This is a genomic window from Streptomyces sp. NPDC030814 (assembly GCF_055572155.1).
The window spans coordinates 120,130-142,543 of the sequence record NZ_JBVIDX010000005.1 but is presented as its reverse complement, the minus strand read 5'-3'; the positions used below and the strand labels follow the sequence as shown (position 1 = coordinate 142,543).

Sequence of the window (22,414 nt, the reverse complement as noted above, 5' to 3'; positions counted from 1 at the left end):
CATGTCAGTCGGTTCCTTCCATGGCGTGCACGAGTGCGGGTTCGGTGATCTCCCGGCCGCCGAGCTCCCGTACGATCCGGCCGTCCCGGACCACCAGGACACGGGTGCACAGGGCGAGCAGGTCCTGGGTGTCGGACGAGGAGACGATGACGCCCATGCCCTCCTCTGCCTGACGCTCTATCAGGTCGTACAGCTGGAGACGGGTCGCGATGTCGACGCCCGCCGTCGGCTCGCACAGCGCCAGCACCGGTGGGCGCTGCGCCAGGCAGCGGGCCATGACGACCTTCTGCTGGTTGCCGCCGCTCAACGTGGTGATCCGCGCCCCGCGCCCCGCCGTACGCGCCCCGACCCGCTCGATCCAGTCCTCCGCGAGGGACGACTCGCGGCGCCGGTGCAGCCGTCCGCCGCGCGCGCGGAGCCGGTGCAGGAGGGGGAGGGTGAGGTTCTCGCCGACCGAGAAGTCACCGATGACCCCCTCACCGGCCCGGTCGGCGGGGACCAGCGGAAGACCCAGCCCGCCGGCGTCGCGCGCGTCGGTCCACCGCTCGGCCCGCTGCGGCAGCCTCAGCCTCCCGCTCACCCGCCCGCCGTGGGCACCGCACACCGCGTACGGCACGATCTCGTGGCCGGAGCCGACCAGCCCCGTGATGCCCAGCCGCTCGCCCCCCGCCAGGTCGAAGCCGATGCCGCGCAGGGGCCCCGCCCACAGGTCGCGGACCTCCAGCACCGCCCTGGTCGCGGCGGAACGGGCGGCGGGCCGGTGGTCGGTCTCCGTCTCCTCGCCCGCCATCAGTGCTGCCAGGGAGCGCGGGGTGAGGCCGGCCACCGCGCGTGTGGCGATGCGGCGTCCGCCGCGGATCACGGTGACCCGGTCGGCGAGCGCGAAGATCTCGTCCATCCGGTGCGACACGTACAGCACGCTCGCGCCGGCGTCGCGGACCTCCCGCACGATGCCGAAGAGCCGGGCCACCTCACCGGGCGGCAGTACGGCGGTGGGCTCGTCGAGCACCAGGACCCCGCGCCTGCCCTCCCAGCCCTGCAACGCGGCGGCGATGGCCACCACCGCGCGCTGGACCGGGGTGGCCGCCGACAGGGGCCGGCGCACGTCGAGGCCGAGACCGAACCGCTCGACCAGCGCGGTGGTCCGTCGCTCCATCTCCGGCCAGCGGACGTTGCCGAGGACTGTACGGGCGAAGCCGTGACTGAGCGCGAGGTTGTCGACGGCGCTCAACTCGGCCACCAGTCCCAGTTCCTGGTGGACGAAGCGGAGCCGGTCGTGCCGGGAGGCGGTGACCTGGCCGAGGTCGAACGGCTCCCCGTCGAGTTCGGCGACGGCCCCCGGCTCCGCGTGGTGGTACCCCGCGAGGATCTTGATGAGGGTGGACTTGCCGGAGCCGTTGGGGCCGATCAGTGCGTGGATCTCGCCGTGTGCGACCTCCAGGTCGACCTCCTTCAGCGCCTGGGTCCCGCCGAATCGCTTCGACAGCCCGGCCACCCGCAGCACCGGCCCGGTCAACTCAGCCCCCAAAGCGCCCTGAACTGCGCCCGGTAGTCCTCGACGATCGGGAAGTCGCCGTCGGCGGAGGGCAGGTTGTCCTTGGTGACCAGCATGTTCGGCAGCTCCGCCCGCTGGTCGACGTCCATGGACTGGCCGGTGAAGTGCCGGGCCAGCGCGTCGACCTGGATCCACGAGGTCTCGTGGGAGTTGAGGGCCATCGCGCCGTCGCTGAGACCGCTCTGGATGTACTGGTAGTTCTGCGCGTCACCGACGTTGACGACGAGGTGCTTGCCGGTGATGCCCGCCGTCTTCAGTGCGGCGGGCACCCCCACGTTGAGCAGCCCCAGCGAGAAGACGACGTGCGTCACCTTCGGGTGCGAGCGGAGGTAGGACACCACCCGGTCCGGCATGTCCTTGCCGACCGCCGTGATCGGCACGTCGACCTGGTCCAGCGGGCAATCGGCGCACCACTCCTCGTACTTGGCCGCGAAGGAGTCCTTGACGGGCTTGAGGATCGTGTAGGCGGGCAGGTCGAAGTACACGGAGTTCGCCTCGGCGTCACTGTCCGACACCACCCACGAGGCGAGCATCTCGCCCTGGACGCCGACCTCCTTCGGGCCGTTCTTCAGCAGGGAGATCCCTTCCCCCACCACGTCGTCGGCGTTCGACTGGACGACCGGGATGTCGGCCGCCTTCAGCCGTGCCAACTGCTTGGCGTAGACGGCACGCGGGAAGCCCGAGGCGACGACGGCGTCCGGCCTGTCGCGCAGAACCTGGTCGTAGGCGGCCTGGACGGACTCCGGGGTTCCCTGGGTCGCGATCTGCTTCACCTTCCAGCCGAGTTCCCCGGCGGCCTCGGTGAAGAAGTCGGCGAGGTCCTTGCAGGACTGCACGCCGCACAGGATGAAGTCGATCCTCTTGCCCTTGGGGATCTTCTTCCCGACGGGCTGGGTGACGGAGATCGTGGTCGGCCGCTGGGAGTACTTCTCCAGGGCGGCGCGGGCCGCGGCGAGGCCGGGCGACCCCGGTTTCGCCGCCTGTGACGTGTCGGCGGCCGGAGTCGAGTCGCTACCGCAGGCCGCCAGGGCGAGCAGGGCGGTGACGGGCACGAGCGCGGTGAGGGCGCGGCGCACCGCGCGACCGGGTGTGGAACGCATCGTCGAGTACTCCCGTGGTGAGGTGCCTGCGCTGCCTCGCCGCATGTCGCTTCCGCGTCTGCGGCGACCGGCTCGGTCCAGGCGGATCCGGTGCCGCCCTGGAGTGGACGGCACGCGTGGGGGTGCTGAGGGGACGAGGGCTGCGTCGATCGCCGACGTGGGGCACGGCGCGGGCCGCCGGGGATGACCCGCGGCGCTGGGGCCGGGACGGATGGACGCCGTCCGGCAGGAGAAACTTTTGAGGCACTACAGCCTCAAGTGCGTCGGAGTGTGGCACGCCCAGGCGTAATTGGGGAGGGGGCCGTCGCAAGATTCCCGGGAAGACGGCCCCTGTTCGGGAGTGACCTCGGGCGATACGGCTCTGTCCACCGTCGCGACTGTTGCTCCCGCTCGGCACGGCTAACTACACTCGCTCTAAAGTTTCTGCCGGAGGAGAGATGATGGACGAAACATCGGAGTCGGTCACCGCGCGGTGCCCCGGGCCCAGCGTCCAGGACTACCTCGACCAGGACAGCCGGCCCGTTCCCGCCGCCCTGAGGTATGAGCGGAACGACCCCCTCGGCAGCGAGGACATCGACACCACACGCTTCACCTCCCGCGACTGGGCGGAACGCGAGATGCGCCAGGTGTGGCGCCGCGTCTGGCAGTTCGCCTGTCTGGAGAGCGAGATCCCCGAGGTCGGCGACCACGAGGTCTACGAGATCGGCGAGGACTCGCTCATCGTCGTGCGCACGGCCCCGGGCGAGATCCGCGCCTTCGTCAACGCCTGCCTGCACAGGGGCCGCAAGCTGCGCACCGGCGGCGGCAACGTCGGCGAGTTCCGCTGCCCGTTCCACGGCTTCACCTGGAACCTCGACGGCACCATGCAGACCCCGCCGTGCGCCTGGGACTTCCCGCACGTCACCCCGGAGAAATTCGCGCTCCCCGAGGCCCGGGTGGCGACCTGGCGCGGCTTCGTCTTCATCAACATGGACCCGTACGCGGAGTCGTTCGACAGCTACCGCGGCACCTTCGACGACTACTACATCTGGCCGCTGGAGAACCGCTACAAGTCGCTGCACATCGCCAAGGTGCTGCCCTGCAACTGGAAGATCGCGCAGGACGCGTTCATCGAGTCCTTCCACGTGATCGCCACGCACCCGCAGATGCTTCCGTGGCTCGCCGACGCCAACTCCCAGTACGACGTGATGGCCGACCAGCCCCACTGGAACCGGATGATCAACATCCAGGGCGCCCCCAGCCCGCACGTGGCCGACTCCGTCACGGAGGAGGACGTCCTGGAGACCTTCTACGACTCACGCGCCTTCTACTCCGCGGCCCAGGGCCGCGACCTGGTCATGGGCGAGGGCGAGGAACTGCCCGCCATCCCGCCCGGCGGCACCGCCCGCCAGGTCCTCGCCCAGCGCATGCGCGAGCAGCTCGCGGCCACCTCGCACCAGGACTTCTCGCGGACCCCCGACACCGAACTCCTGGACGCCATCAACTATCTGCTGTTCCCCAACTTCAACCCGTGGGGCGGCGCCAAGTCCAACATCGTCTACCGGTTCCGGCCGCACGGCCTCGACCCGGACTCCTGCATCACCGAGATCATCTTCATGTCGGCCCCGAAGCAGCCGGGTCAGACGCCCCCTCCGGCCGCGATCCGCTGGGTGCCCGAGGACATGCTCTTCGCGGACATCCCCGAACTCGGTGTGCTCGGGCCCGTCTTCGACCAGGACTGCGAGAACCTGCCCCATGTCCAGCAGGGGCTGAAGACGATGCGCAAGCCGGGCATCACCCTGGCCAACTACCAGGAGAGCCGCATCCGCCACTTCAACCGGACCCTCGACCACTGGATGGACAAGTGACCCATCGGGTGGCGGTCCGGCCGTCCGGCGCCGAGATCGACGTCCTCGACGGCGAGGACGTGTTCACCGCCGCCCGGCGGCTCGGCTACCGCTGGCCCACCGTCTGCGGCGGCAAGGGCACCTGCCGCACCTGTTTCGTGCGGATCGAGGAGGGCGCCGAGAACTGTTCCCCCGTGGACCCGCTGGAACGCGAGGGCATCGAAGCCCTGCGCGTGCCGGTGGACGGCCTGACCCGGCTCGCCTGCCGGCTGCGGGTCGAGGGCCCGGTGACCGTGACCAAGCGCGGCGTGCGCCGCCGACCGCAGGAGTGAGGGCCCATGGCCAAGCAAGTGATCCACCCGCTGACCGGGCATGTGTACCGGCTCACCGAGGACGGTCTCGTCGAGGTGACGGACCCGAAGACCGGTGCGCGGGGCGTCTTCGACTTCCAGGCCCGGTGGCAGTCGGGCGAACTACGCCACGCCGATCTCCAGATGGCGGGCTGGGTGGGCCGCCTCGCCCAGCGGCGCGGCGCCCGGAAGCCGGGGGAGTGAACCGGTGACACCCCGGACCACACGCGTGGTCTGTCTGGTGCGCCGACCCGACGGGGAACCGGCGCCCAGCGACTTCGCCGTCGAGGAGCGTCCGCTGCCGCCGCTCGGCGAGGGACAACTCCTCGTCCGCAACCTCTACATGAGCGTCGATCCGTCCATGCGAGGACGGCTGGAGAACACCGAGAAGCACTACACCCACAACTTCGTGCCCGGTTCACCGCTCGACGGCCGGGCTCTCGGCGTGGTCGAGGAGAGCCGCTGCCCCTCGGTGCCCGCCGGAGCCTACGTACGACACCAGCTCGGCTGGCGGGAGCGGGCCGTGCTGGACGTCGCGGACACCGACGGCGCGGATCGTGTCGACCCGCGCCTCGCCCCGCTGCCCACCTGGCTGGGACTGCTCGGGCAGACCGGGTTCACCGCGTACGTGGGTCTCACCCGGATCGCCGGACTCCGCCCCGGCGACACGGTCCTCGTGTCGGCGGCGGCCGGGGCCGTCGGCACCGCCGCCGGTCAGTTCGCCCGGCTGCTGGGCGCGGAACGGGTCATCGGGACCGCCGGCGGGCCGGACAAGTGCGCCCTGCTGGTCGAGGAGTTCGGCTACGACGCCGCCGCGGACCACCGGGGGGAGCCGGTCCGTGAAGCGCTGGCCCGGCTGGCTCCCGAGGGCATCGATGTCTACTTCGACAACGTCGGTGGTGAGCAACTGGCCGCCGCCCTGCACTCCCTGCGCACCGGTGGCCGGGTCGCCCTGTGCGGCATGATGTCGCAGTTCGGCGGGGCGCGACGGTCCGCGGACATCAACCAGTTGATCCAGGCGGTCCTCAAGAGGCTCACCCTGCGCGGCTTCATCGTCCGCGACCACGACGACCTGCGGCCGGAGTTCGAGCAGCGGGTGGCCGGGTGGCTCGCCGAGGGCCGGATCACCGCGCGCGAGACGGTCGTGGAGGGCCTGGAGAACGCCGCTGACGCCCTGCTGTCCCTGCTGGGCGGCGGCAACGTCGGCAAGATGCTGGTGCGGCTGGACGACAGCCGCTGAGACGGTGCCCCCGGTTCGGGGGCACCGTCTCAGCGCATGGTCCAGCGGACGGGTTCAGCGCATGGGGCGCGACGCGGCCACGGTGTGGGCCGTCAGGCCGACCCCGATCCGGTTCAGCCCCGCCACCGCCGCCCGGAAGTCCTTGATGTGCGGGGTCGTGAAGTGCTCGTCGAGGGCCTGCTGAGACGTCCAGTGCTCATACACCCGGATACGCCGCTCGTCGGCGGGGTCGGCGGTCATGGCGTAGTCCAGACAGCCGGGTTCCCGCTCGCGGGTGCGCCGGCCCAGCTCGACCAGGGCATCCAGCATGGTGTCGCGGTCGCCGGGCTCGTAGTCCATCCAGCCGGCGACGATGATTTCCTCGGTCACGGGGGTCCTTTCGCGGTCATGCCCGCGGGCCCGCCGCTCCGGTGAAGGGGAGCGGCGGGCCCGGGGTGTCTCAGACGCCGAGCGGGGCCGGGACGCCGTCCACGGTGACCGTTCCCTGGTCGCCGTCGACCGTGATCACCATGCCGTCCCGCAGCCGCCGCGTCGCTCCTTCGACGGAGATGACGGCCGGGATGCCCAGCTCCCGGCAGACCACCACGGCGTGGCTGTTGAGCGCGCCCACGTCGACCACGGCGGCCCCGGCGACCAGGAAGAGCGGGGTCCAGGCCGCGTCCGTGATCGGTGCGACCAGCACCTCTCCCGGCTCCAGGGCCTCGCAGGACGCCGGGTCGGTGACCACGCGCACCCGGCCGGTGTACGTGCCGTGGCTGCCGCCCACGCCGCTGAGCACAGCGCCCTCGACCGCCGCCTCGGCGCGCTCCTCGGTGCGCCTCGGCCAGGTGTCGATCTCGGTCCGGGCGTCGTCCGCGACGAAGAACGGCGGCTCCAGCTCGTGCAGCCGCGCGTACTCCCGCAGCCGCCCGGCGATGACGGGGCCGAAGGACTCCGGGTCGGCGACGTAGTCGTCGAGTTCGGTGTCCAGCAGCATCATCACGTCCCCCGGCTCGGTGAGGCGACCCGCCTCGACCCCTCGGCGGCCGAGTTCCCGTATCGCCATCCGGATCTCGTTGACGACGGTCACGCAGTTCGCCTTGGTGCGCTCGCGGGCCGGGATCCACACCTGGGAGGCGTGCAGGCCCGCGTCGAACATCGGGTGGGTCTCCTCGGGCAGAGCGGAGCGGATCTCCCGCGCGGTCCGCTCGCGCCGCTCGGTGAGGCGGGCCCGCCTTGCGGCGGGGGAGTCGTCGTCGGAGCTGTGGCGGATCCGGTCGACCAGGGCCAGTGCCTGGACCGGCGCCGCCTCCCAGGACAGCGCGTGGATGTCCCATTCGTTGGGACCGCGGTCGCCGGACTCGGTCAGGAACTCCTCGAAGGCGTCACGGAACGCCTTCACGTCGCCGTTCGCCCCGTCGAGCGCCCGCTCCACCGCGGCCGGGCCCTGGTCGAACAGCTCGGTCAGCTCGGCCGAGGCCGCCACGTGGCGCGACAGTGTCCACAGTCCGTCCGAGGGGGAGGCCGAGTCGACGTCGCCGAGGCCGCCGATGAGGTCCAGCATGGCGCCGGGGCGGTCCACGCTCGCGCAGAGCGGCCCGAGGATCGCCGGTCCCACGGACGCGGGCAGTGACGACTCGACGTGCCGTCGGAAGGTCGTCTCCACCTCGTCCAGCAGCGAGCGGGCCCGGGAGACCAGTTCGGCGTCGGACAGCTCCGTCAGGTCGGGGCGACCGCGGCGCAGCCGGCGCAGCCGCTCGCGGTCGGCGTCGGCCTCCGGGAAGGTGCTCTGGCCGAGCATCTGCTGGAGCGTGCCGCCGGCCTTGGCGGTCAGTTCGGCGTCCTGGTCGTCGGGGTGCGCCACATACACCGGGGTGTCCGACCGCTGGCCCACGAAGGCGGCGTCGATCTGGTCGGCGCTCTGGCCCATACGGATCCCGAACAGACGCATGTGCGACAGGTTGAGATAGAAGTAGCCGCCGAACATCCCGACGAACGGCGGTCGAGGGCCGGCCACCTCCTCCTCGCGGTAGATGCCGAAGCCGACGAAGCCCTTGCGCCAGCCGTGCAGTCCGCGGCCCCAGACCAGGGTCCAGCCCAGCGGGCTGGCCGGATCGGGAAGGGTCTCGCCCGCGTTGGCCCGGGTGTAGTGCGGCAGCCGCTCACTGCGCTGCCAGTCCGTGATCCAGCTCTTCATGGCCGAAGGTCTCCCGCCGTCCGTCCCGGTGCCTACCACTGTGCCGTTCCGCCGTCGACGCTGATCAGCGTGCCCGTGATACCGGCGCCGGCGTCGCTCGCGAGCAGGGAGGCCACCGCCGCGATCTGTTCCACGGTGGTGATCTGCTTGGTGGCGGCGTGCTCGGCGAAGCGGCCCAGCCACTCCTCGTAGCTGATGCCCTCGGCCTCGGCCGCGGCCGGTCCCGCGGCCCGCATCAGGTCGGTGTCCACGGCGCCGGGGCAGATGGCGTTGCAGGTGATGCCCTGGGTGCCGTACTCGAAGGCGGTCGCCTTGGTCAGTCCGTGGATGGCGTGCTTGTTGGTGATGTAGTGGCTGATCGCGGGCTTGTTGGCCTGCTTGCCCTCGACGGAGGAGATGTTGATGATCCGTCCCCAGCCGCCCGCCAGCATCGTCGGCAGCGCGCGCCGGGTGCCGTAGAAGTAGGCATTGAGGTTGAGCCTGAGGGCGTCGTGCCAGGCCTCGTCGCTGAGTTCGTGGACCGGGGCGAAGCCCGAGGTGCCGCCGGCGTTGTTGACCCAGATGTCGAGCCGGCCGAAGCGTTCGGCGGCGAAGTCGGCCAGGTTCTCGATGTCCTCCTGGCTGTTGGCGTCACAGGGGTGGAAGACGGCCCGGTCCCCGGCGTCCAGCTCCGCCAGGGCCTGCTTGCCCTTGACCTCGCTGCGGCCGCTGAGGACCACCGTGGCACCGTCGGCCAGGAATGCTTCGGCGATGCCGCGGCCGATGCTGCGCGTGCTGCCCGTGATCACCGCGACACGTCCGTCGAGGCTGCCCGTAGCCACCATGTTGTTCTCCCGCGAGTGTTGTCGGTCCGTCACCTGGCGGCTCTTTCGGCTTCTTCCAGGTGCCGGTGAATGGTGCGGTGGAAGTGCTGGAGTCCGGGCTCGTTGCGTCCGAAGACGAAGTCGGTCCCGCTGAGGGCGGCGAGGCCCTGCTGGACTCCGTAGGTGGTCGCGTAGTCCTCGTCGCGGACCACCTCGTGGAACCATTCGCCGAACCGGTCGGCCGCCCGGCGTTCCTCCTCGGTGACCGCCGGTTCCCGCAGCAGGATGATCTGCTGGGTCACCGACTCGGTGGCCGTCCGGGGGAGCACCAGGGAGACGGCGATCTTCTGTCGCCAGCCGCCGGCGATCGCCAGGCCGGGGAAGATCCAGTAGATGGGGCCGACACAGTCCCCCGGGTCCCGCTGGTCCGGCGGCAGTTCGACCGCCCGCGCGATGGGCCGCAGGGCCGGTGCGATGCGCTGATGGGGTCCCCAGGTGTCGTGGGCCATCATGTTGGAGAGGTTGGTCTCGAAGACCGTCTTCGGGTGCAGCGAGGCGAAGTGGTACGTCTCCAGATAGCCGTCGAGGGTGACCTTCCAGTTGGGACTGGTCAGTTCGCCGGTGGAGTAGTGGTGGCACTCCGCCAGCCGCAGCCCTTCGAGGAGCGGCTGCAGATCACCGAGCCAGGCGTCCAGGTCGGGCTCGGCTGCCGGGTTCAGCGAGACGAAGACGATCCCCGCCCGCTCCCCGGCCGGAAGCCTGACGAGGCCGCGGCCCTCGCGCCGAACCTCCCCGAAGGTCCTCTCCGCGTACACGCCCCGCAGCTCCCCGGCCAGGTCGTACGACCAGGAGTGGTACGGGCAGGTCAGCCGCCTCGACACCCCGCAGCCGGACTCCATGAGCCTGGCCCCCCGGTGCCGGCAGGCATTGATCATCGCGTGCACGGCGCCCTGCCGGTCCCGGGTGATCAGCACCGGTACGCCGAGCACGTCCAGCGCCTTGTAGGTGTTCGGTCCTGGTAGCTCGCACGACATGGCGAGCGGCAGCGGAACACTCCGGTGGACGGCGTCCGTCTCACGGCGCCAGCGGTCGGCGTCGAGGTAGTGGGCCACAGGTTCCGTCCACTGGCCCTCCACCTCGTGCGTGGTGCCGTCGCGGTAGTGCGCCACCACCCGTTCGACGAGTTCGGCGGCCTCCCGCCGCATCGTCACGGACGCGGCGTCGGTGGACCGGTCCTGGCTGATCCACGAGGAGTACTCGGGGGCCGACGGCGGCGTGCGCTCGGCTTCCGTTGCCCGAATCTCCGGCGAACTGGTCTGGACCACGATGTCCTCACAATCCTCCCAGCCGCGAGCCGGTGACCGGCTTCGGAGAGCGACAGCTGGGCTGTGTCCGAAACGACAACAGGACTTAGTGTGCTCTGTCAATAGAAAGTGGCGAACTTGCCGCGTCGGGGGCGGCAGATCGCTCCCTCAGCTTTCTGTAAACCGGATCCAGTCTCCGCGGTGGCGGCGGCCGGATGCCCGAGGAGAGGCGGTGGCGGCCGTGGGGAAGCCCTTCGAGGCGGGTGTGGTCGTGCGGGACCTGGAGCTGATGGAGCGCTTCTACCGAGAGGTGCTCGGCTGCCCTGTCGTGCGCCGATCGCGCGTTCCGGCATCCGTCGCCGCAGCGGCCGGGCTGGGTGGTGAGCTCCTGGTGGTCTGGCTGCAGGTGCCCTCCGGAGGGCGGGTCAAGCTGATCCTTCCTCAGGTGGCCCCGGGCCCCGCGCAGTCGGCGCCGCCGCTCGCCGGGCGCCAGGGACTGTCGTACCTCACCTTCCACGTGGAGGACCTCGACCCGATGGTGTCGGCCCTGGTGGCCGCGGGTGCGCGACCCCTGTCGGAGCCGGTCGTGGTGCGGACCCGCGGTGGCCGGATCAGCTTCTGGGAGGACCCGGAGGGCAATGTGGTGGAGTTGGTGGACGAGTCGGGCCGGCAGTCCGGTTCAAGGCGTAGTAATTAGAGACGCTCTTCAGTAAGGTGCCCCTGCTGGTTACTGTAGACGGGCACCAGAAAGTGTGGGTGCTCGGCACACCTCCCTCGGGCGAAGGGGCGGCACGATGGCTCACAAGAAGCCGGCCGACACGGCAGAGCACCGGATATCCGCGCAGGTCATCAAGGATCTGCACGAGCGCATGGTGCGCATCCGGCTGTTCGAGACCGAGGCGGGCAAGCTCATGGAAGCGGGCAGACTGCCCGGCTTCCTCCACCTCTACGTCGGCCAGGAGGCCGTGGCCGCCGGCGTGATGGCCGCCCTGCGCGACGACGACCAGATCACCTCCACCCATCGCGGCCACGGACACGCCGTGGCCAAGGGCGTCGGCTTGCGGGAGATGTACGCCGAGCTGTACGGCCGCGCCACGGGCGCCTGCCTCGGGCGCGGCGGAAGCATGCACATCAACGACGTCTCCCTCGGCATGCTCGGCGCCAACGGCATCGTCGGAGCCGGCGTCCCGATCGCCGTGGGCGCCGCCTTCGCCGCCCGCTACAAGGGCGAGGACAGCGTCGCCGTGACCTTCTTCGGCGACGGCGCCACCAACATTGGCGCCTTCCACGAGGGCGCCAACATGGCCGCCGTCCTCGGCCTGCCCGTCGTCTTCGTCTGCGAGAACAACGGCTACGCCGAGTTCACGCCACAGTCCAAGCACATGCTGCTCACCGACGTGGCCGACCGGGCCGCCGCTTACGGCATGCCCGGTGTGATCGTCGACGGCATGGACGCGGTCGCCGTCCACCGCGCCGCCATCGAAGCCGTGGCACGGGCCCGGTCCGGCGAGGGACCCATGCTGATCGAGGCCAAGACCTACCGCTACTTCGACCACCAGGGCGTCAAGGGCCTGCGCCACCCCTACCGCTCGGACGAGGAGGTCGCCGAGTGGAAGGCCCGCGACCCCATCGACCTGCTCGAGGCCCGGGCCGTCGCCGACGGCACCGCCACCCGCGCGGACCTCGACGACACCTGGCGGCGCACCCGCGACGAGATCGCGGAGGCCATCGCGTACGCCGAGTCGAGCCCGCTGCCCGACACCGCCGACCTGCTGCTCAACGTCTACTCGGGATGACGCCATGACCACCCTCACCCAGGAACAGGCCGTCGCCCCGGACGGCGCGGTCCGCAAGCGCACCTACGTCAAGGCCTTCAACGAGGGACTCGCCCAGGCCATGCGCGAGGACGAGAACGTCTTCGTCGCCGGCGAGGACGTGGCCGGCTACGGCGGCGTCTTCCGGATGTTCGACAACCTGCTCGACGAGTTCGGCCCCCGCCGCATGATCGACACGCCGATCTCCGAGGCCGCCCTGGTCGGCCTCGGCGTGGGGGCCGCCGCGCGGGGGCTGCGCCCGGTCGTCGACCTGATGTTCATGGACTTCATCGGCGTCTGCCTCGACCAGATCGTCAACCAGGCCGCCAAGATGAAGTACATGTTCGGCGGTGCCGTGTCCGTGCCGCTCACCATCACCACCGCCTCCGGCGCGGGCCTCGGCGCCGCCGCGCAGCACAGTCAGAGCCTGGAAGCCTGGCTCGCCCATGTGCCCGGCCTGAAAGTGGTGATGCCCTGCGACGCGTACACCGCCAAGGGTCTGACGGTTTCGGCCATCCGGGACGACAACCCGGTCGTCGTCATGCTCAACAAGGTCCTGCTCGGCAGCACCGGCCATGTGCCCGAGGAGATCTACGGCATCCCGCTGGGCCGGGCGCACACGGCCCGGCAGGGCTCCGACGTCACCGTGATCGCCCTCGGCCGCATGGTGGGGGAGGCTCTCGCGGCGGCCGACGAACTCGCCGCCGACGGCGTGGAGATCGAGGTGATCGACCCCCGGACCGTGCAGCCTCTGGACACCGAGACCATGGTCGCCTCCGTCCGTCGCACCAACCGGGTGCTGGTGGTGCACGAGGCCGTCACCTTCGGCGGCCTCGGCGCGGAGATCGCCGCCCAGATCCAGGACGCCGCCTTCGACCACCTGGACGCTCCCGTCCTGCGCATCGGGGCCCCCTTCTCCCCAGTGCCCTTCTCGCCGGTCCTGGAGAAGGCCTACGTGCCCGATCGCGCCCGGATCGTCCAGGGCTGCCGACGTCTCCTCGAAAGGGCGTGACCGACGTGGCGATCGAGGTTCTGCTGCCGAAGATCGGGCTGACCATGCAGGAAGGCACGATCGAGGAATGGCTCGTGCCCACGGGAGCCGCCGTCGCCGAGGGCGACGCGCTGCTGCGGATCGCCACCGACAAGGTCGACGTGGACGTCGAGGCGGAGGCCGGGGGACTGCTCCACCCGGTCGTTCCGGCCGGCACGACCGTCCCCGCCGGCGCGCTCATCGGCTGGCTCCTGGCCGAGGGCGAGCAGCCACCGGACCCGGCGGGTACGCCGATGCCGGCCGGGTCCGGCACCACCACCGGCACAGCCGGGGCGTCGGCGGCCGTGGGGCCGGCGGCCTCGGGCGTCGCCCTTGGTTCCCCGGTGCCCCTGTCGGCCGGGGCCGAGGCGGGAACGCCTGGCGGGTCGTCGACTTGGGGTGCCGCCACCGGTTCCCCGGCACCGAGGACCGGTCCGGCCGGGGCGGGCGCGTCTGCCGGGACGACGAGCCCGGGCGCCGGCACGGGTTTTCCGGCGCCGAGACAGACGGGGGCCGCGGCGGGGGCGGTAGCGGGGTTGACGGTCTCGGGCACCCTCACCGGCTCCCCGGCGGCGGTGGCGCCTCCCTCGAACGGGGGTGGCGCCACCACCGTCGGTGCCGTCGGGCGGCTGCCGGCCTCACCCAACGCCCGACGGGTGGCGCTCGGCGCCGGCATCGATCTCACCGCCGTCCGCGGCACCGGGCCCGGCGGCCGGATCGTCTCCGAGGACGTGGAGGACTTTCTCGCCGCCCTGCCCGACGAGGCGGGCACCCCGGTCCTGCCGGGCACCCCCGTCGTGCCTGCGTCCCCCGTCGTGCCGGTCACCCCCGTCTCGCCGCTGGTCCGTCGGCTGGCGAAGGAGCGGGGCATCGACCTCTCCGAGGTGACCGGCACCGGCCCCGGCGGCAGGATCCGCAGGTCCGACCTCGACGCCGTCGGCCCGGCGCGGGAACCGGCGTCCGCCCGCCGACACGCAGCCCCCCGGCCGGGAGACGTCCTCCCCCTCACCGGGATGCGCGGCGCCATCGCCCGCCGTATGCACGCCAGCCTCCAGGAGATGGCCCAGCTGACGCACGGCTACGAGGTGCGGATGGACGCCGTGGTGTCCCTGCGCGACCGGCTGAGGGAGGAGTGGGCCGACAGCGAACTGCCCGTGCCCACCCTCAACGACTTCCTGCTGAAGGCCGCCGCGCTGGCCCTGGGCGAACACCCGCTGCTCAACGCGACGGTGCGCGAGGACGGCATCCATCTGCTCGACGACGTCCACCTCGGTTTCGCCGTGGCCGTTCCGGGCGGCCTGATGGTCCCCGTGATCGAGGACGCGGCGGTGCTGCCGCTGCCCGAGATCGCCCGCAGGTCCAAGGCCCTGGCCCAGGCCGCGCGCGAGGGCCGGATCTCGCCCGACCGACTGGAAGGCGCCACCTTCACCGTCACCTCGCTGGGCGGTTACGGCGTCGACTTCTTCACCCCCGTGATCAATCCCGGCAACGTCGCGATCCTCGGAGTGGGCAGGCTCAGGGACGGCGTGGAGTGGCTGGACGACCGGCCGCTGCGGACGCAGGTGCTCACCCTGAGCCTCACCTTCGACCACCGTGCCGTCGACGGAGCGCCGGCGGCCGAGTACCTGCGCACGATCGGTGATCTGCTGCGCAAACCACTCCGGCTGTTGGTCTGACCGGCCCCGCCGCAAGGCGGGTCATTCGGCCGACGCCGGGTCGGCGATCCGCTCCGCGAGGTCACCGACCTCGCGGACGAAGGAGCGGTGGCCCAGCGACCGGTAGACGTCGTCACCCCGGACCTGCGAGTTCGCCGCGGTCTCGAGCAGGGCCAGCAGACCCAGTCCGATCACCGCGGCCTCCGCGTCGGAGACGGACGGGCGGACCTTGCGGATCAATCGCACCAGCCCGCCCAACAGCTCCGAACGGCTCTCCTGGCGCAGCGCCTCGGCCTCCTGGCTCATCCCGGCCGACGACACGAAGAACACCGTCGCCGCCGACCGGTGCTCGCCCAGCCAGGCCACCAACGCGGTGATCGCGGGCCCGATGCCGGAGCCCGCCCTGTGCGTTTCGGTGAGTTCCTCCAACTGCTCGCACATCGCGGCGGCGAACACCCGCATCCCCTCCACCAGCACCTGGTCCTTGGAGGAGAAGTGGTAGTACACCGCTGCCGACGTCATCTCCGCGCGAGCGGCGATGTCGGCCACCGTCACCTCGTCCGGCGGCTGGGTGGCGAACAGCTCCGTGGCTGCCTCGATCACCCACTGCTTGCGCGACGGACGGTGAGCGGCGCGGGTCCGGGAGGTCGTCATGATGTCAAGTATGCCGGTACCACGGCGCTCCGGCGGCACACGTGCTGCAGGAATTACGCGGCCGGTGAGGTGGAGTTACTGGATAACATGGTCAGTAAACAGGGACCACGCTCGCGGGTTCACGGCAGTCGGCAGGGGAGCATGATGGCCACGACCAACAACGGCAAGCAGCCCGCTCACCGACCCTCGCGGCGGCAGCACATCATCGACGCCGCCGTGCGGGTGTTCGGCCGCAACGGTTTCGCCGAGACCAGCATCCAGGACATCGCGGACGAGGCCCAGGTGGTGCCCACGGCCGTCTACTACCACTTCGACGGCAAGGAGGAGCTGCTCGAACTCGCCATGCGCCGGGTCTTCGACCAGCTGAACGCGGTCGTGGAGGCAGCCAGGCCGGAGTCCGAGCCGGGTGACGCCGAGGGGCTGGTGCGCGTCATCGACGCCGTGTGGGACTGGGTGGAGCGGAACCCGGACGAGGCCCGCCTGTACCAGGTGCAGATCGCCTCGGCGAACGGCAACATCAAGGCCCTGCGTGACGAGTTCGAGCAGCGGCACATCCAGCGCGGCTACGACTACCTGCCGGAGGGCACCACCCGCAGCCCTCGGGCGGCCAAGGCCCGCCACGCGGCGCAAGCGCTCGCGGTCCGCACCCTGATCAGCACCACCATGCTGGTCACGGCGCTGCGGGCGGAGGGGAGCCCGCTGTCCCAGCTGCCCCCGCAGGCCGTCCTCGAGGCGGTCAGGGCGCTGGCCCTGCGCATCGTCGCCGCCGACCGGAAGCCGACCACGGCACAGGCTTGAGACGCCGGTGCGCAGCGCAGGGCGGATGGCCCCCTTCACGCCGTCAGGACCGAGCAGGCGCTGATCCCGGGCGCCCCGTACACATGAGTGAAGCCAACCCGCGGAGAACCCGGCACCTGTACGCCCGGCGCGCGGCCCTGCAACTGTCGTACCACCTCGTGGAACTGACGCAGTCCCGAGGCGCCGACGGGCTCCCCGCCGGCCAGGCAGCCGCCATCGGTGTTGACCGGGATCCGGCCCGTGGGATCGGTGTCCCCGCAGGCCAGCAGCTCCTCCTGCTCGCCGTGCCCGCACAGCCCGGTCTCCGCCAGGTGAACCAGCTCCGAGCCGCTGTCGGTGTCCTGCAACTGCGCCACTTCGACGTCCGCGGGCCGTACCCCGGCCGTACGGAACGCCGCCTCGGCGGCGTCGACGCTGGGGCTGCGGTGCGGTCCGGGCGGCAGCCAGGGCGCGAACACCTCGAACGAACCGAACCGCCGGGTGCGCAGCGTCAACGACGCCAGCCGCACCGGCCGTTCGCACAGGTCGAAGGCGCGGTCACCACGTGCCAGCACCAGAGCAGCCGCGCCCTGTCCCGGCGAGCAGAACATGTACTGGGTGAGCGGCGGACTGACCTCTGCGGAGTCCAGGATCTCCTGCTCCGTCAACACCTTGCGCCGCCACGCCAGAGGGTGCTGCGAGCCGTTGCGGAAGGCGCGTGCGGCCACCGCCGCCAGCGCCCGCTCCGAGATCCCGTGCTCGTAGAGGTACCGCCGCGTCTTCAGGGCGAAGAACTGGGTCGTCAGCATCATGCCGGTCTCGGCGTACCAGTCGCCCAGGCCGTAGCGGGCCGCGGAGACATGGAACGCGCCCCGCTCATGCTTGTCGAACCCCACCGCCAGCCCCAGGGAGGCCTCCCCGGCGCGCAGCGCGTGGGCCACCGTGAGCACGGTGGAGGCGCCGGTGGCGCAGCCGTTCTGCACATTGACGAACGGCACCCCGGTCAGGCCCAGACGGCCCACCAGCGTGTCGGGCTTGCCGGACACGTCGGAGCCGCCGGCCGCACAGCCGATGTCCTCCCAGGACACCCCGGCGTCGGCCAGCGCCTCGCGCACCGCGCGCTCGGCCATGTCCATCCCGGTGACACTCTCGTCGCGGCCGAAGGGATGCATCCCGCAGCCGACCACGTAGACGTCGTCGGTCCGACTCATCGCTCCCCTTCCTCCTCGTCGTCGGGGCGGAACGCGAAGGTCAGCACCTCGGTCCCGTCCTCGTCGCGGTACGCGGGCACCACGGTGAGCCGGACCGGCAGCCCGATCCGTATCCGTGCACGGGGTACCGCCAGCCGCGCCTCGACCAGCAGCTCACCGAGGTCGACATAGCCCACGTGATACGGCCGGTGGCCGCCGGCGGGCGGCCGGTACGGCGGCTTGGGCGGGAACGCCTGGAGCGTCCACGACCACACCCGTCCCCGCACCGGGAGCACATGACCGGACATGGACCCGCCCGAGCAGCGGGGGCACGAGTCCTGCCGGGGGAAGACGACGGTGCCGCACCCGGAGCAGCGCGCCCCCGCGAGACGAGGCGGGGCCACACAGTCGAACAGCGAGTCGTCGATGAGTCGGGTGGTCATACCGGTTCCGCCTTCCACGTCACCAGCTCAGCAGCCCGGCCAGCCGTTCCCGGTGGTGTGCCGCGCCGCCCAGCAGGACGGCGTCGGACTGGGCCCGCCGGAAGTACAGGTGGGCGTCGTGCTCCCAGGTGAAGCCCATGCCGCCGTGCAGATGGACGCACTCGGCGGCGACGGACACGAAGGCTTCCGAGCACCACGCCTGGGCCACCGCCGCCGCCTCGGCCAGCTCCTCGTGCGAGCCGGCCGCACGGACGGCGCGCACCACCGCCGACCGTGCGCCCTCGACCTGGAGCAGCATGTCGGCACAGGTGTGCTTGACCGCCTGGAAACCGCCGATCGCCCTGCCGAACTGCGTGCGGTCCCGCACATGGGCCACGGTCATGTCCAACGCGGCCTGGGCGCCACCCAGTTGCTCGGCGGCCAGGGCGACCAGGGCCACGTCCAGGGCCCGGGAGACGACATTCGCCCCCTCGCCCCCGGCGGTCAGCGCCCGGACCCGCGCGCCGGAGAAGGTGACAACCGCCTGGCCCCGGCTGAGGTCCAGGGTGGGCACCCGGTGCACGCTGACACCCGGCCCTCCCGGATCGGCGAGGAAGAGGTCCACGCCTTCGGTCCCGGCGGCCGCCACGACCAGCGCCCGGGCATCGCCCCCGTCCAGGACGAACGGCGCCGTTCCGTCGACGACGGGTGCGCCGCCCCGCCATGTGACCGTCACCGGTACGGCGTCGGGCCGCCATGCCCCGTCGGGTGCCGCGACCGCGAGGGCGTGCACCGCGCCGTCGGCCACCTCGGCCAGCGCCTTGTCGGCCGTACCGCAGCCGGCCAGCACCTGCCCGGCCAGCACGGTGGAGGACAGCAGCGGGACGGGTGCCAGCGTCCTGCCCAGTTCCTCGCAGACCACGGCGATCTCGGCGAGGCCGCCGATGCCTCCGGCCGACTCGGGCAGCCCGAGCGCCGCGAGGCCCACCTGCCGGCCGAGGGTGTCCCACAGTTCGGCGTCGACACCGGCAGAGCTCTCGGGCAGCCGGCGCACCGCCGCGGTGCCTCCGGCGTCCGCGCACACCGACCGTACGGTTGCGCGCAGCTCGTCCAGTTCGGGGTCCGACAGGGCGGGCCCGCCGGTCACGGTGCTCGTCATCGGGTGCTCCCGCTCTCGTCGTGCGACTCGCGCGCGGCACTGTGCGCCGCCGCCATCCGGGCCACCGGCACGCGGTGCGGGGAACAGGAGACGTAGTCGAGGCCGAGGCCGTCGCAGAACGCGATCGACTCCGCGTCCCCGCCGTGCTCACCGCACACGCCTAGCTTGATGCCGGGCCGTACGCCACGCGCCCGCTCGGCCGCCAGAGCGATGAGGGCGCCCACTCCGTGCGGGTCGAGCCGGGCGAAGGGGCTGGCCGCCAGCAGGCCCCGCTCCTGATAGCCGGCGAGCAGCTGGCGCTCGACGTCGTCGCGGGAGAATCCGTAGGTCAGCTGGGTGAGGTCGTTGGTGCCGAAGGAGAAGAACTCGGCGTGCTCGGCGAGTTCGCCGGCGAGCAGTGCGGCCCGCGGAGTCTCGATCATCGTGCCGAGCCGGTACGGAACCTCCACACCGGTGCGGGCGGCGACCGCACCGGCGGCCTCCCGCACGTACGCGGCGGCGGCCGCCAGTTCCTCCGGCAGGCTGACCAGCGGGATCATCACTTCCAGCGCGGGCCGGACCCCGGTGGCGGCGACGTCCGCCCATGCGGCGAAGAGCGCCTCGGCCTGCGCCGGGTAGAGCCGCTCGTGCAGCAGCGCCAGCCGCACCCCCCGCAGCCCGAGCATCGGATTCGCCTCACGCAGCGCCGCGGCCCGCTGTTCCTCACCTGCGTCCGAGGCGTCCCCGGGGGCGGGCAGGAACTCGTGCAGCGGAGCGTCCAGCAGGCGCACGGTCACCGGCCGGTTCCCGACCGCGGCCAGCAGAGCCCGGAAGTCCTCGTGCTGAGCGTGCTCCAGCGCGGTCAGCGCCTCGTCGCGGGCGGATGGATCGGCGGCCAGGAGCACCCGCCGGATCAGCGGCAGCCGCTCACCGAGGAACTGGTGCTCCGTACGGCACAGCCCCACCCCCTCCGCCCCCAGGGCGACGGCCGTGGTCACCTCCGCCGCGCTGTCGGCGTTCGCGCGCACCCCCAGGCGGCGCATGCCGTCCGCCCAGCCCAGCAAGGTGGACAGCTCGGGCGGCGGCGCGGCGACGCTGACGCTCAGCCGTCCCGCGTAGACGGCGCCCGTACGGCCGTCCAGGGAGATGGCGTCGCCCTCGCGCAGTACCCGGTCCCCGAACCGCACCGTCCCGCCGGCCCGGTCCACGCGCAGCCCGTCGGCGCCGCACACCGCCGGCCGGCCGGCGCCCCGCGCCACCACCGCCGCGTGCGAGGCGATACCGCCGCTGCGGGTCAGCACGGCGGCGGACGCCAGCATTCCGGGAACGTCCGCCGGGGTCGTCTCATGGGTCACGAGCACCACGGGGGTGCCGTCCGCGGCCACTTCGAGGGCGCGCCCGCTCGACAGCACGATCACCCCGGTCGCCGCGCCCGGGGAGGCGGCCAGCCCCTTGACCAGGAGCTCCTCCCCGCCGGTCAGCCGGAGCCGGGGGTGCAGCAGTTCCTGCACCTGGGCGGGGCCGATCCGCAGGACGGCCTCCTCGGGGCCGAGCGCCCCGTCCTGTGCCAGGTCGGCGGCGAGGCACACCGACGCCCGCAGCGGCGGCCGTTGCTGGACGGAGGCGGCGAGCAGGGAGATCGCGTCGTCGCGCACCTCGAAGTCGACGGAGACGGGTGCGTGCAGATGGCGTTCGAGGGTGAGCAGGGAATGCTCCAGCAGGGCCGTGCCGCCCGCGAGCCGGTCCAGCGGCTCACTGGTGTGCGGCGGCGGGGCGCTGCGGCGCACCCCCCGGAAGAACGAGCCGTGAGGGGAGAACCGGCCCGTCTCGGGACGGCGGCTGACCGCCGTGCCGTAGCCGGAACGGTCCGCCGGTCCGATGCGCAGTGCCTGTACGTGCAGGGCGATACCGAGATCGACGGGGAGCCGCTGCGCCTTGCGGGATCTCCTCGCGCGGGGTGAGTCCCACCGGCGGAGGACGGCTCGGGCGGCCAGCGCGAGCTGCTCGGCCGGCTCGTCGGGGAAGGGGCGCGAGCCGTGCCGCGCGGTCAGCTCCAGCAACGCTTCGACGCGTGTACGCGGCTCCGGCGTGTCGAGGGCGGCGTCGTCGAGCAGATCGCCGGGCACATCGAGGGCGTACTCGGCGATCATCCGCACGGTGGCGGCCCACACCTCGTGCAGGGCGTCCGCGCGTCCGATGACGGCGCACAGGGCGTCCCGGTTCGCGGTGGTGACACCGAGGCAGGCGAGGTCGGGCGGCAGCCCGGCCATCTCGGTCGGCGCGCTCGCCGACAGGCGCAGCAACAACGGGCGGGCCGCGTCGCCGATCCGTCGCCCGGAGAGCTGTTCGACCAGGTCGACGGCGGCTTCGGCGGTGCCGGGTTCGCACAGCGACGCGGAGGCCGAGGCCGGCACGGTGAGCCCCGGCACGACCGGCAGCCCGAGAGCCACCAGCCGGTCCATCGCTGTGCCGTGCGCGCCCAGTTCGTCGGCGCCGAGCCCGCGAATCCGCCCCTGCCCGAAGGGCACCAGCATCCGGCCGGGTGCTTGGGCGGGTGCGGGGGGTGCCTCGACGGACACGAGGGGAGCCGGGGGTGGCGGGACGGGAGGCTCGGCCGCTGCGCGAGGAGCCGGGGCCGGCGTGGAGGGCGCCTTCGCCGGGGCGAGGGAGGTCTCGGGATCCGTGAGCGGGCCCGTCTCGCGGTCGGTGACGCTCAACCCCGGCTCCTCGTCACCAGTTCCTCTTCCCGGGCCTCGTCCTCGGCCCGGCTGATCCCGAGGACGAGCAGCAACTCCTGGTGCAGCCGCATCCACACGGTGTGGTACGAGTCGCACAGCGGCGAGGCCAGCCACTTCACCTCGCCGTCGTCGAAGCGGTCGAGGGCCTCCTCCAGCTCGGTGCGGTACCGTCCGCTGCCCTCGAGCACCTGCTCCAGGCGGCGCAGCACGGGCTGGATGGCCTCGTGGACGTCCTCCAGCGCCTCGCGCACCTCGGCGTCGTAGACGCTGTCGGAGTGGTCGTTGGCCGTGCCGTCCGGGCGGCACTGCCAGGCCGTGCACACCTCGCGGATCTTCCTGTTGACCGGCAGGAACGCCTCGTAGGCCGCGGTCATCCGTTCCTCCTGCGGCGATCCCGGCGGAACCCGCAGCACCTGCGAGGCGACGGCCTTGGCCCGCTCGGCCGGGAGCACGAGCGGTCCCTTCACCATCGCGAGCCCGGCGTCCACCAGGGGCAGGTACTCCGCTTCGGGCCTGCCGCGCCACATGCCACGCAGAACAAGGTCGACGACGGCTGCGGTGAGCGTCTTGTCGGGGGCGTCGGGAAGGTCCACGGCAGGAGAGTGCATCGCCACACCTTTTCCCCGGTTCTGTGGTGACCGG

The 22,414-nt window shown here is 72.1% G+C and carries 21 protein-coding genes; 9 read left to right on the top strand and 12 right to left on the bottom strand.

The genetic code is table 11. From position 1 onward, the window contains the following. Positions 1-4: 4 nt before the first annotated feature. Both ACZ43N_RS13185 and ACZ43N_RS13180 read right to left on the bottom strand, forming a co-directional pair. Positions 5-1,516, bottom strand: coding sequence for a sugar ABC transporter ATP-binding protein (locus ACZ43N_RS13185; RefSeq protein ID WP_468097254.1), 1,512 nt, complete (start codon positions 1,514-1,516; stop codon positions 5-7). Beyond that, positions 1,513-2,655 (bottom strand): sugar ABC transporter substrate-binding protein, encoded by a 1,143-nt coding sequence (locus ACZ43N_RS13180; protein ID WP_468097253.1) that lies wholly within the window; start codon positions 2,653-2,655, stop codon positions 1,513-1,515. Before ACZ43N_RS13180 ends, ACZ43N_RS13185 begins: the two co-directional genes overlap by 4 nt. 437 nt (positions 2,656-3,092) lie before the next feature. Here ACZ43N_RS13180 and ACZ43N_RS13175 point away from each other — a divergent pair, with 437 nt between their 5' ends. The 4 genes from ACZ43N_RS13175 to ACZ43N_RS13160 are packed head-to-tail and all read left to right on the top strand — an operon-like array spanning position 3,093 to position 6,071. Further along, complete coding sequence (locus ACZ43N_RS13175; RefSeq protein WP_468097251.1) at positions 3,093-4,502, top strand: aromatic ring-hydroxylating oxygenase subunit alpha; 1,410 nt, start codon at positions 3,093-3,095, stop codon at positions 4,500-4,502. Continuing rightward, complete coding sequence (locus tag ACZ43N_RS13170) at positions 4,499-4,813, top strand: 2Fe-2S iron-sulfur cluster-binding protein (protein WP_468097250.1); 315 nt, start codon at positions 4,499-4,501, stop codon at positions 4,811-4,813. The genes ACZ43N_RS13175 and ACZ43N_RS13170 overlap by 4 nt, the downstream gene beginning before the upstream one ends. Positions 4,814-4,819: 6 nt before the next feature. Then, positions 4,820-5,035, top strand: coding sequence for a transposase (locus ACZ43N_RS13165; RefSeq protein WP_468097249.1), 216 nt, complete (start codon positions 4,820-4,822; stop codon positions 5,033-5,035). Between the two features lie 4 nt (positions 5,036-5,039). Further along, entirely contained in the window at positions 5,040-6,071 is a 1,032-nt protein-coding gene (locus ACZ43N_RS13160; RefSeq protein ID WP_468097248.1) for an NADP-dependent oxidoreductase, read from the top strand. A 54-nt stretch (positions 6,072-6,125) separates the two neighbouring features. Here the strand turns inward: ACZ43N_RS13160 and ACZ43N_RS13155 are convergent, their stop codons facing one another. The 4 genes from ACZ43N_RS13155 to ACZ43N_RS13140 all read right to left on the bottom strand — a co-directional run bounded on the left by ACZ43N_RS13155 (position 6,126) and on the right by ACZ43N_RS13140 (position 10,375). Further along, on the bottom strand, positions 6,126-6,440 hold the full coding sequence (locus ACZ43N_RS13155) for a putative quinol monooxygenase (protein WP_468097246.1): 315 nt from the start codon (positions 6,438-6,440) through the stop codon (positions 6,126-6,128). Positions 6,441-6,510: 70 nt separating this feature from the next. After that, positions 6,511-8,247: a PEP-utilizing enzyme gene (locus ACZ43N_RS13150; RefSeq protein WP_468097244.1), complete on the bottom strand. Its 1,737-nt coding sequence runs from the start codon at positions 8,245-8,247 to the stop codon at positions 6,511-6,513. A 32-nt stretch (positions 8,248-8,279) separates the two neighbouring features. After that, the gene (locus ACZ43N_RS13145; RefSeq protein WP_468097243.1) at positions 8,280-9,104 is read right to left on the bottom strand and encodes an SDR family NAD(P)-dependent oxidoreductase; all 825 of its coding nucleotides are present in this window, start codon (positions 9,102-9,104) and stop codon (positions 8,280-8,282) included. Then, a complete protein-coding gene (locus ACZ43N_RS13140; RefSeq protein ID WP_468097242.1) occupies positions 9,101-10,375 on the bottom strand; it encodes an aromatic ring-hydroxylating oxygenase subunit alpha in 1,275 nt (424 codons plus the stop codon). The genes ACZ43N_RS13145 and ACZ43N_RS13140 overlap by 4 nt, the downstream gene beginning before the upstream one ends. A 211-nt stretch (positions 10,376-10,586) precedes the next feature. Here ACZ43N_RS13140 and ACZ43N_RS13135 point away from each other — a divergent pair, with 211 nt between their 5' ends. From ACZ43N_RS13135 to ACZ43N_RS13120, 4 genes are all read left to right on the top strand, one after another. Then, entirely contained in the window at positions 10,587-11,051 is a 465-nt protein-coding gene (locus ACZ43N_RS13135) for a VOC family protein (protein WP_468097240.1), read from the top strand. Positions 11,052-11,148: 97 nt separating this feature from the next. Continuing rightward, positions 11,149-12,150 (top strand): thiamine pyrophosphate-dependent dehydrogenase E1 component subunit alpha, encoded by a 1,002-nt coding sequence (locus ACZ43N_RS13130; RefSeq protein WP_468097238.1) that lies wholly within the window; start codon positions 11,149-11,151, stop codon positions 12,148-12,150. A gap of 4 nt (positions 12,151-12,154) precedes the next feature. Next, entirely contained in the window at positions 12,155-13,180 is a 1,026-nt protein-coding gene (locus tag ACZ43N_RS13125; RefSeq protein WP_468097237.1) for an alpha-ketoacid dehydrogenase subunit beta, read from the top strand. Then, positions 13,177-14,874 (top strand): 2-oxo acid dehydrogenase subunit E2, encoded by a 1,698-nt coding sequence (locus ACZ43N_RS13120; RefSeq protein WP_468097235.1) that lies wholly within the window; start codon positions 13,177-13,179, stop codon positions 14,872-14,874. The genes ACZ43N_RS13125 and ACZ43N_RS13120 overlap by 4 nt, the downstream gene beginning before the upstream one ends. A 21-nt stretch (positions 14,875-14,895) precedes the next feature. On the opposite strand, the gene ACZ43N_RS13115 is transcribed toward ACZ43N_RS13120, so the two are convergent. Continuing rightward, positions 14,896-15,507, bottom strand: coding sequence for a TetR/AcrR family transcriptional regulator (locus ACZ43N_RS13115; RefSeq protein WP_468097233.1), 612 nt, complete (start codon positions 15,505-15,507; stop codon positions 14,896-14,898). A 141-nt stretch (positions 15,508-15,648) separates the two neighbouring features. Here ACZ43N_RS13115 and ACZ43N_RS13110 point away from each other — a divergent pair, with 141 nt between their 5' ends. Further along, positions 15,649-16,305 (top strand): TetR/AcrR family transcriptional regulator, encoded by a 657-nt coding sequence (locus tag ACZ43N_RS13110; protein ID WP_468097232.1) that lies wholly within the window; start codon positions 15,649-15,651, stop codon positions 16,303-16,305. Positions 16,306-16,340: 35 nt separating this feature from the next. Here the strand turns inward: ACZ43N_RS13110 and ACZ43N_RS13105 are convergent, their stop codons facing one another. Genes ACZ43N_RS13105 through ACZ43N_RS13085 form a run of 5 tightly spaced genes read right to left on the bottom strand, consistent with a single transcriptional unit; the run spans position 16,341 to position 22,380 of the window. Beyond that, positions 16,341-17,495: a thiolase family protein gene (locus ACZ43N_RS13105; RefSeq protein ID WP_468097231.1), complete on the bottom strand. Its 1,155-nt coding sequence runs from the start codon at positions 17,493-17,495 to the stop codon at positions 16,341-16,343. Beyond that, the gene (locus tag ACZ43N_RS13100; protein ID WP_468097230.1) at positions 17,492-17,917 is read right to left on the bottom strand and encodes a Zn-ribbon domain-containing OB-fold protein; all 426 of its coding nucleotides are present in this window, start codon (positions 17,915-17,917) and stop codon (positions 17,492-17,494) included. Before ACZ43N_RS13100 ends, ACZ43N_RS13105 begins: the two co-directional genes overlap by 4 nt. 19 nt (positions 17,918-17,936) lie before the next feature. Then, on the bottom strand, positions 17,937-19,055 hold the full coding sequence (locus ACZ43N_RS13095) for an acyl-CoA dehydrogenase family protein (protein WP_468097229.1): 1,119 nt from the start codon (positions 19,053-19,055) through the stop codon (positions 17,937-17,939). Next, entirely contained in the window at positions 19,052-21,751 is a 2,700-nt protein-coding gene (locus ACZ43N_RS13090; protein WP_468097228.1) for a putative PEP-binding protein, read from the bottom strand. The genes ACZ43N_RS13095 and ACZ43N_RS13090 overlap by 4 nt, the downstream gene beginning before the upstream one ends. Next, positions 21,748-22,380: a hypothetical protein gene (locus tag ACZ43N_RS13085; protein ID WP_468097226.1), complete on the bottom strand. Its 633-nt coding sequence runs from the start codon at positions 22,378-22,380 to the stop codon at positions 21,748-21,750. The genes ACZ43N_RS13090 and ACZ43N_RS13085 overlap by 4 nt, the downstream gene beginning before the upstream one ends. Positions 22,381-22,414 lie beyond the last annotated feature (34 nt).

Excerpts from the sequence above, each read along its gene's own strand:
- ACZ43N_RS13180 (WP_468097253.1), bottom strand. The coding sequence starts at position 2,655 with ATGCGTTCCACACCCGGTCGCGCGGTGCGCCGCGCCCTCACCGCGCTC.
- ACZ43N_RS13175 (WP_468097251.1), top strand. The coding sequence starts at position 3,093 with ATGATGGACGAAACATCGGAGTCGGTCACCGCGCGGTGCCCCGGGCCC.
- ACZ43N_RS13165 (WP_468097249.1), top strand. The coding sequence starts at position 4,820 with ATGGCCAAGCAAGTGATCCACCCGCTGACCGGGCATGTGTACCGGCTC.
- ACZ43N_RS13150 (WP_468097244.1), bottom strand. The coding sequence starts at position 8,247 with ATGAAGAGCTGGATCACGGACTGGCAGCGCAGTGAGCGGCTGCCGCAC.
- ACZ43N_RS13130 (WP_468097238.1), top strand. The coding sequence starts at position 11,149 with ATGGCTCACAAGAAGCCGGCCGACACGGCAGAGCACCGGATATCCGCG.
- ACZ43N_RS13125 (WP_468097237.1), top strand. The coding sequence starts at position 12,155 with ATGACCACCCTCACCCAGGAACAGGCCGTCGCCCCGGACGGCGCGGTC.
- ACZ43N_RS13115 (WP_468097233.1), bottom strand. The coding sequence starts at position 15,507 with ATGACGACCTCCCGGACCCGCGCCGCTCACCGTCCGTCGCGCAAGCAG.
- ACZ43N_RS13110 (WP_468097232.1), top strand. The coding sequence starts at position 15,649 with ATGATGGCCACGACCAACAACGGCAAGCAGCCCGCTCACCGACCCTCG.
- ACZ43N_RS13105 (WP_468097231.1), bottom strand. The coding sequence starts at position 17,495 with ATGAGTCGGACCGACGACGTCTACGTGGTCGGCTGCGGGATGCATCCC.
- ACZ43N_RS13100 (WP_468097230.1), bottom strand. The coding sequence starts at position 17,917 with ATGACCACCCGACTCATCGACGACTCGCTGTTCGACTGTGTGGCCCCG.
- ACZ43N_RS13095 (WP_468097229.1), bottom strand. The coding sequence starts at position 19,055 with ATGACGAGCACCGTGACCGGCGGGCCCGCCCTGTCGGACCCCGAACTG.
- ACZ43N_RS13085 (WP_468097226.1), bottom strand. The coding sequence starts at position 22,380 with ATGCACTCTCCTGCCGTGGACCTTCCCGACGCCCCCGACAAGACGCTC.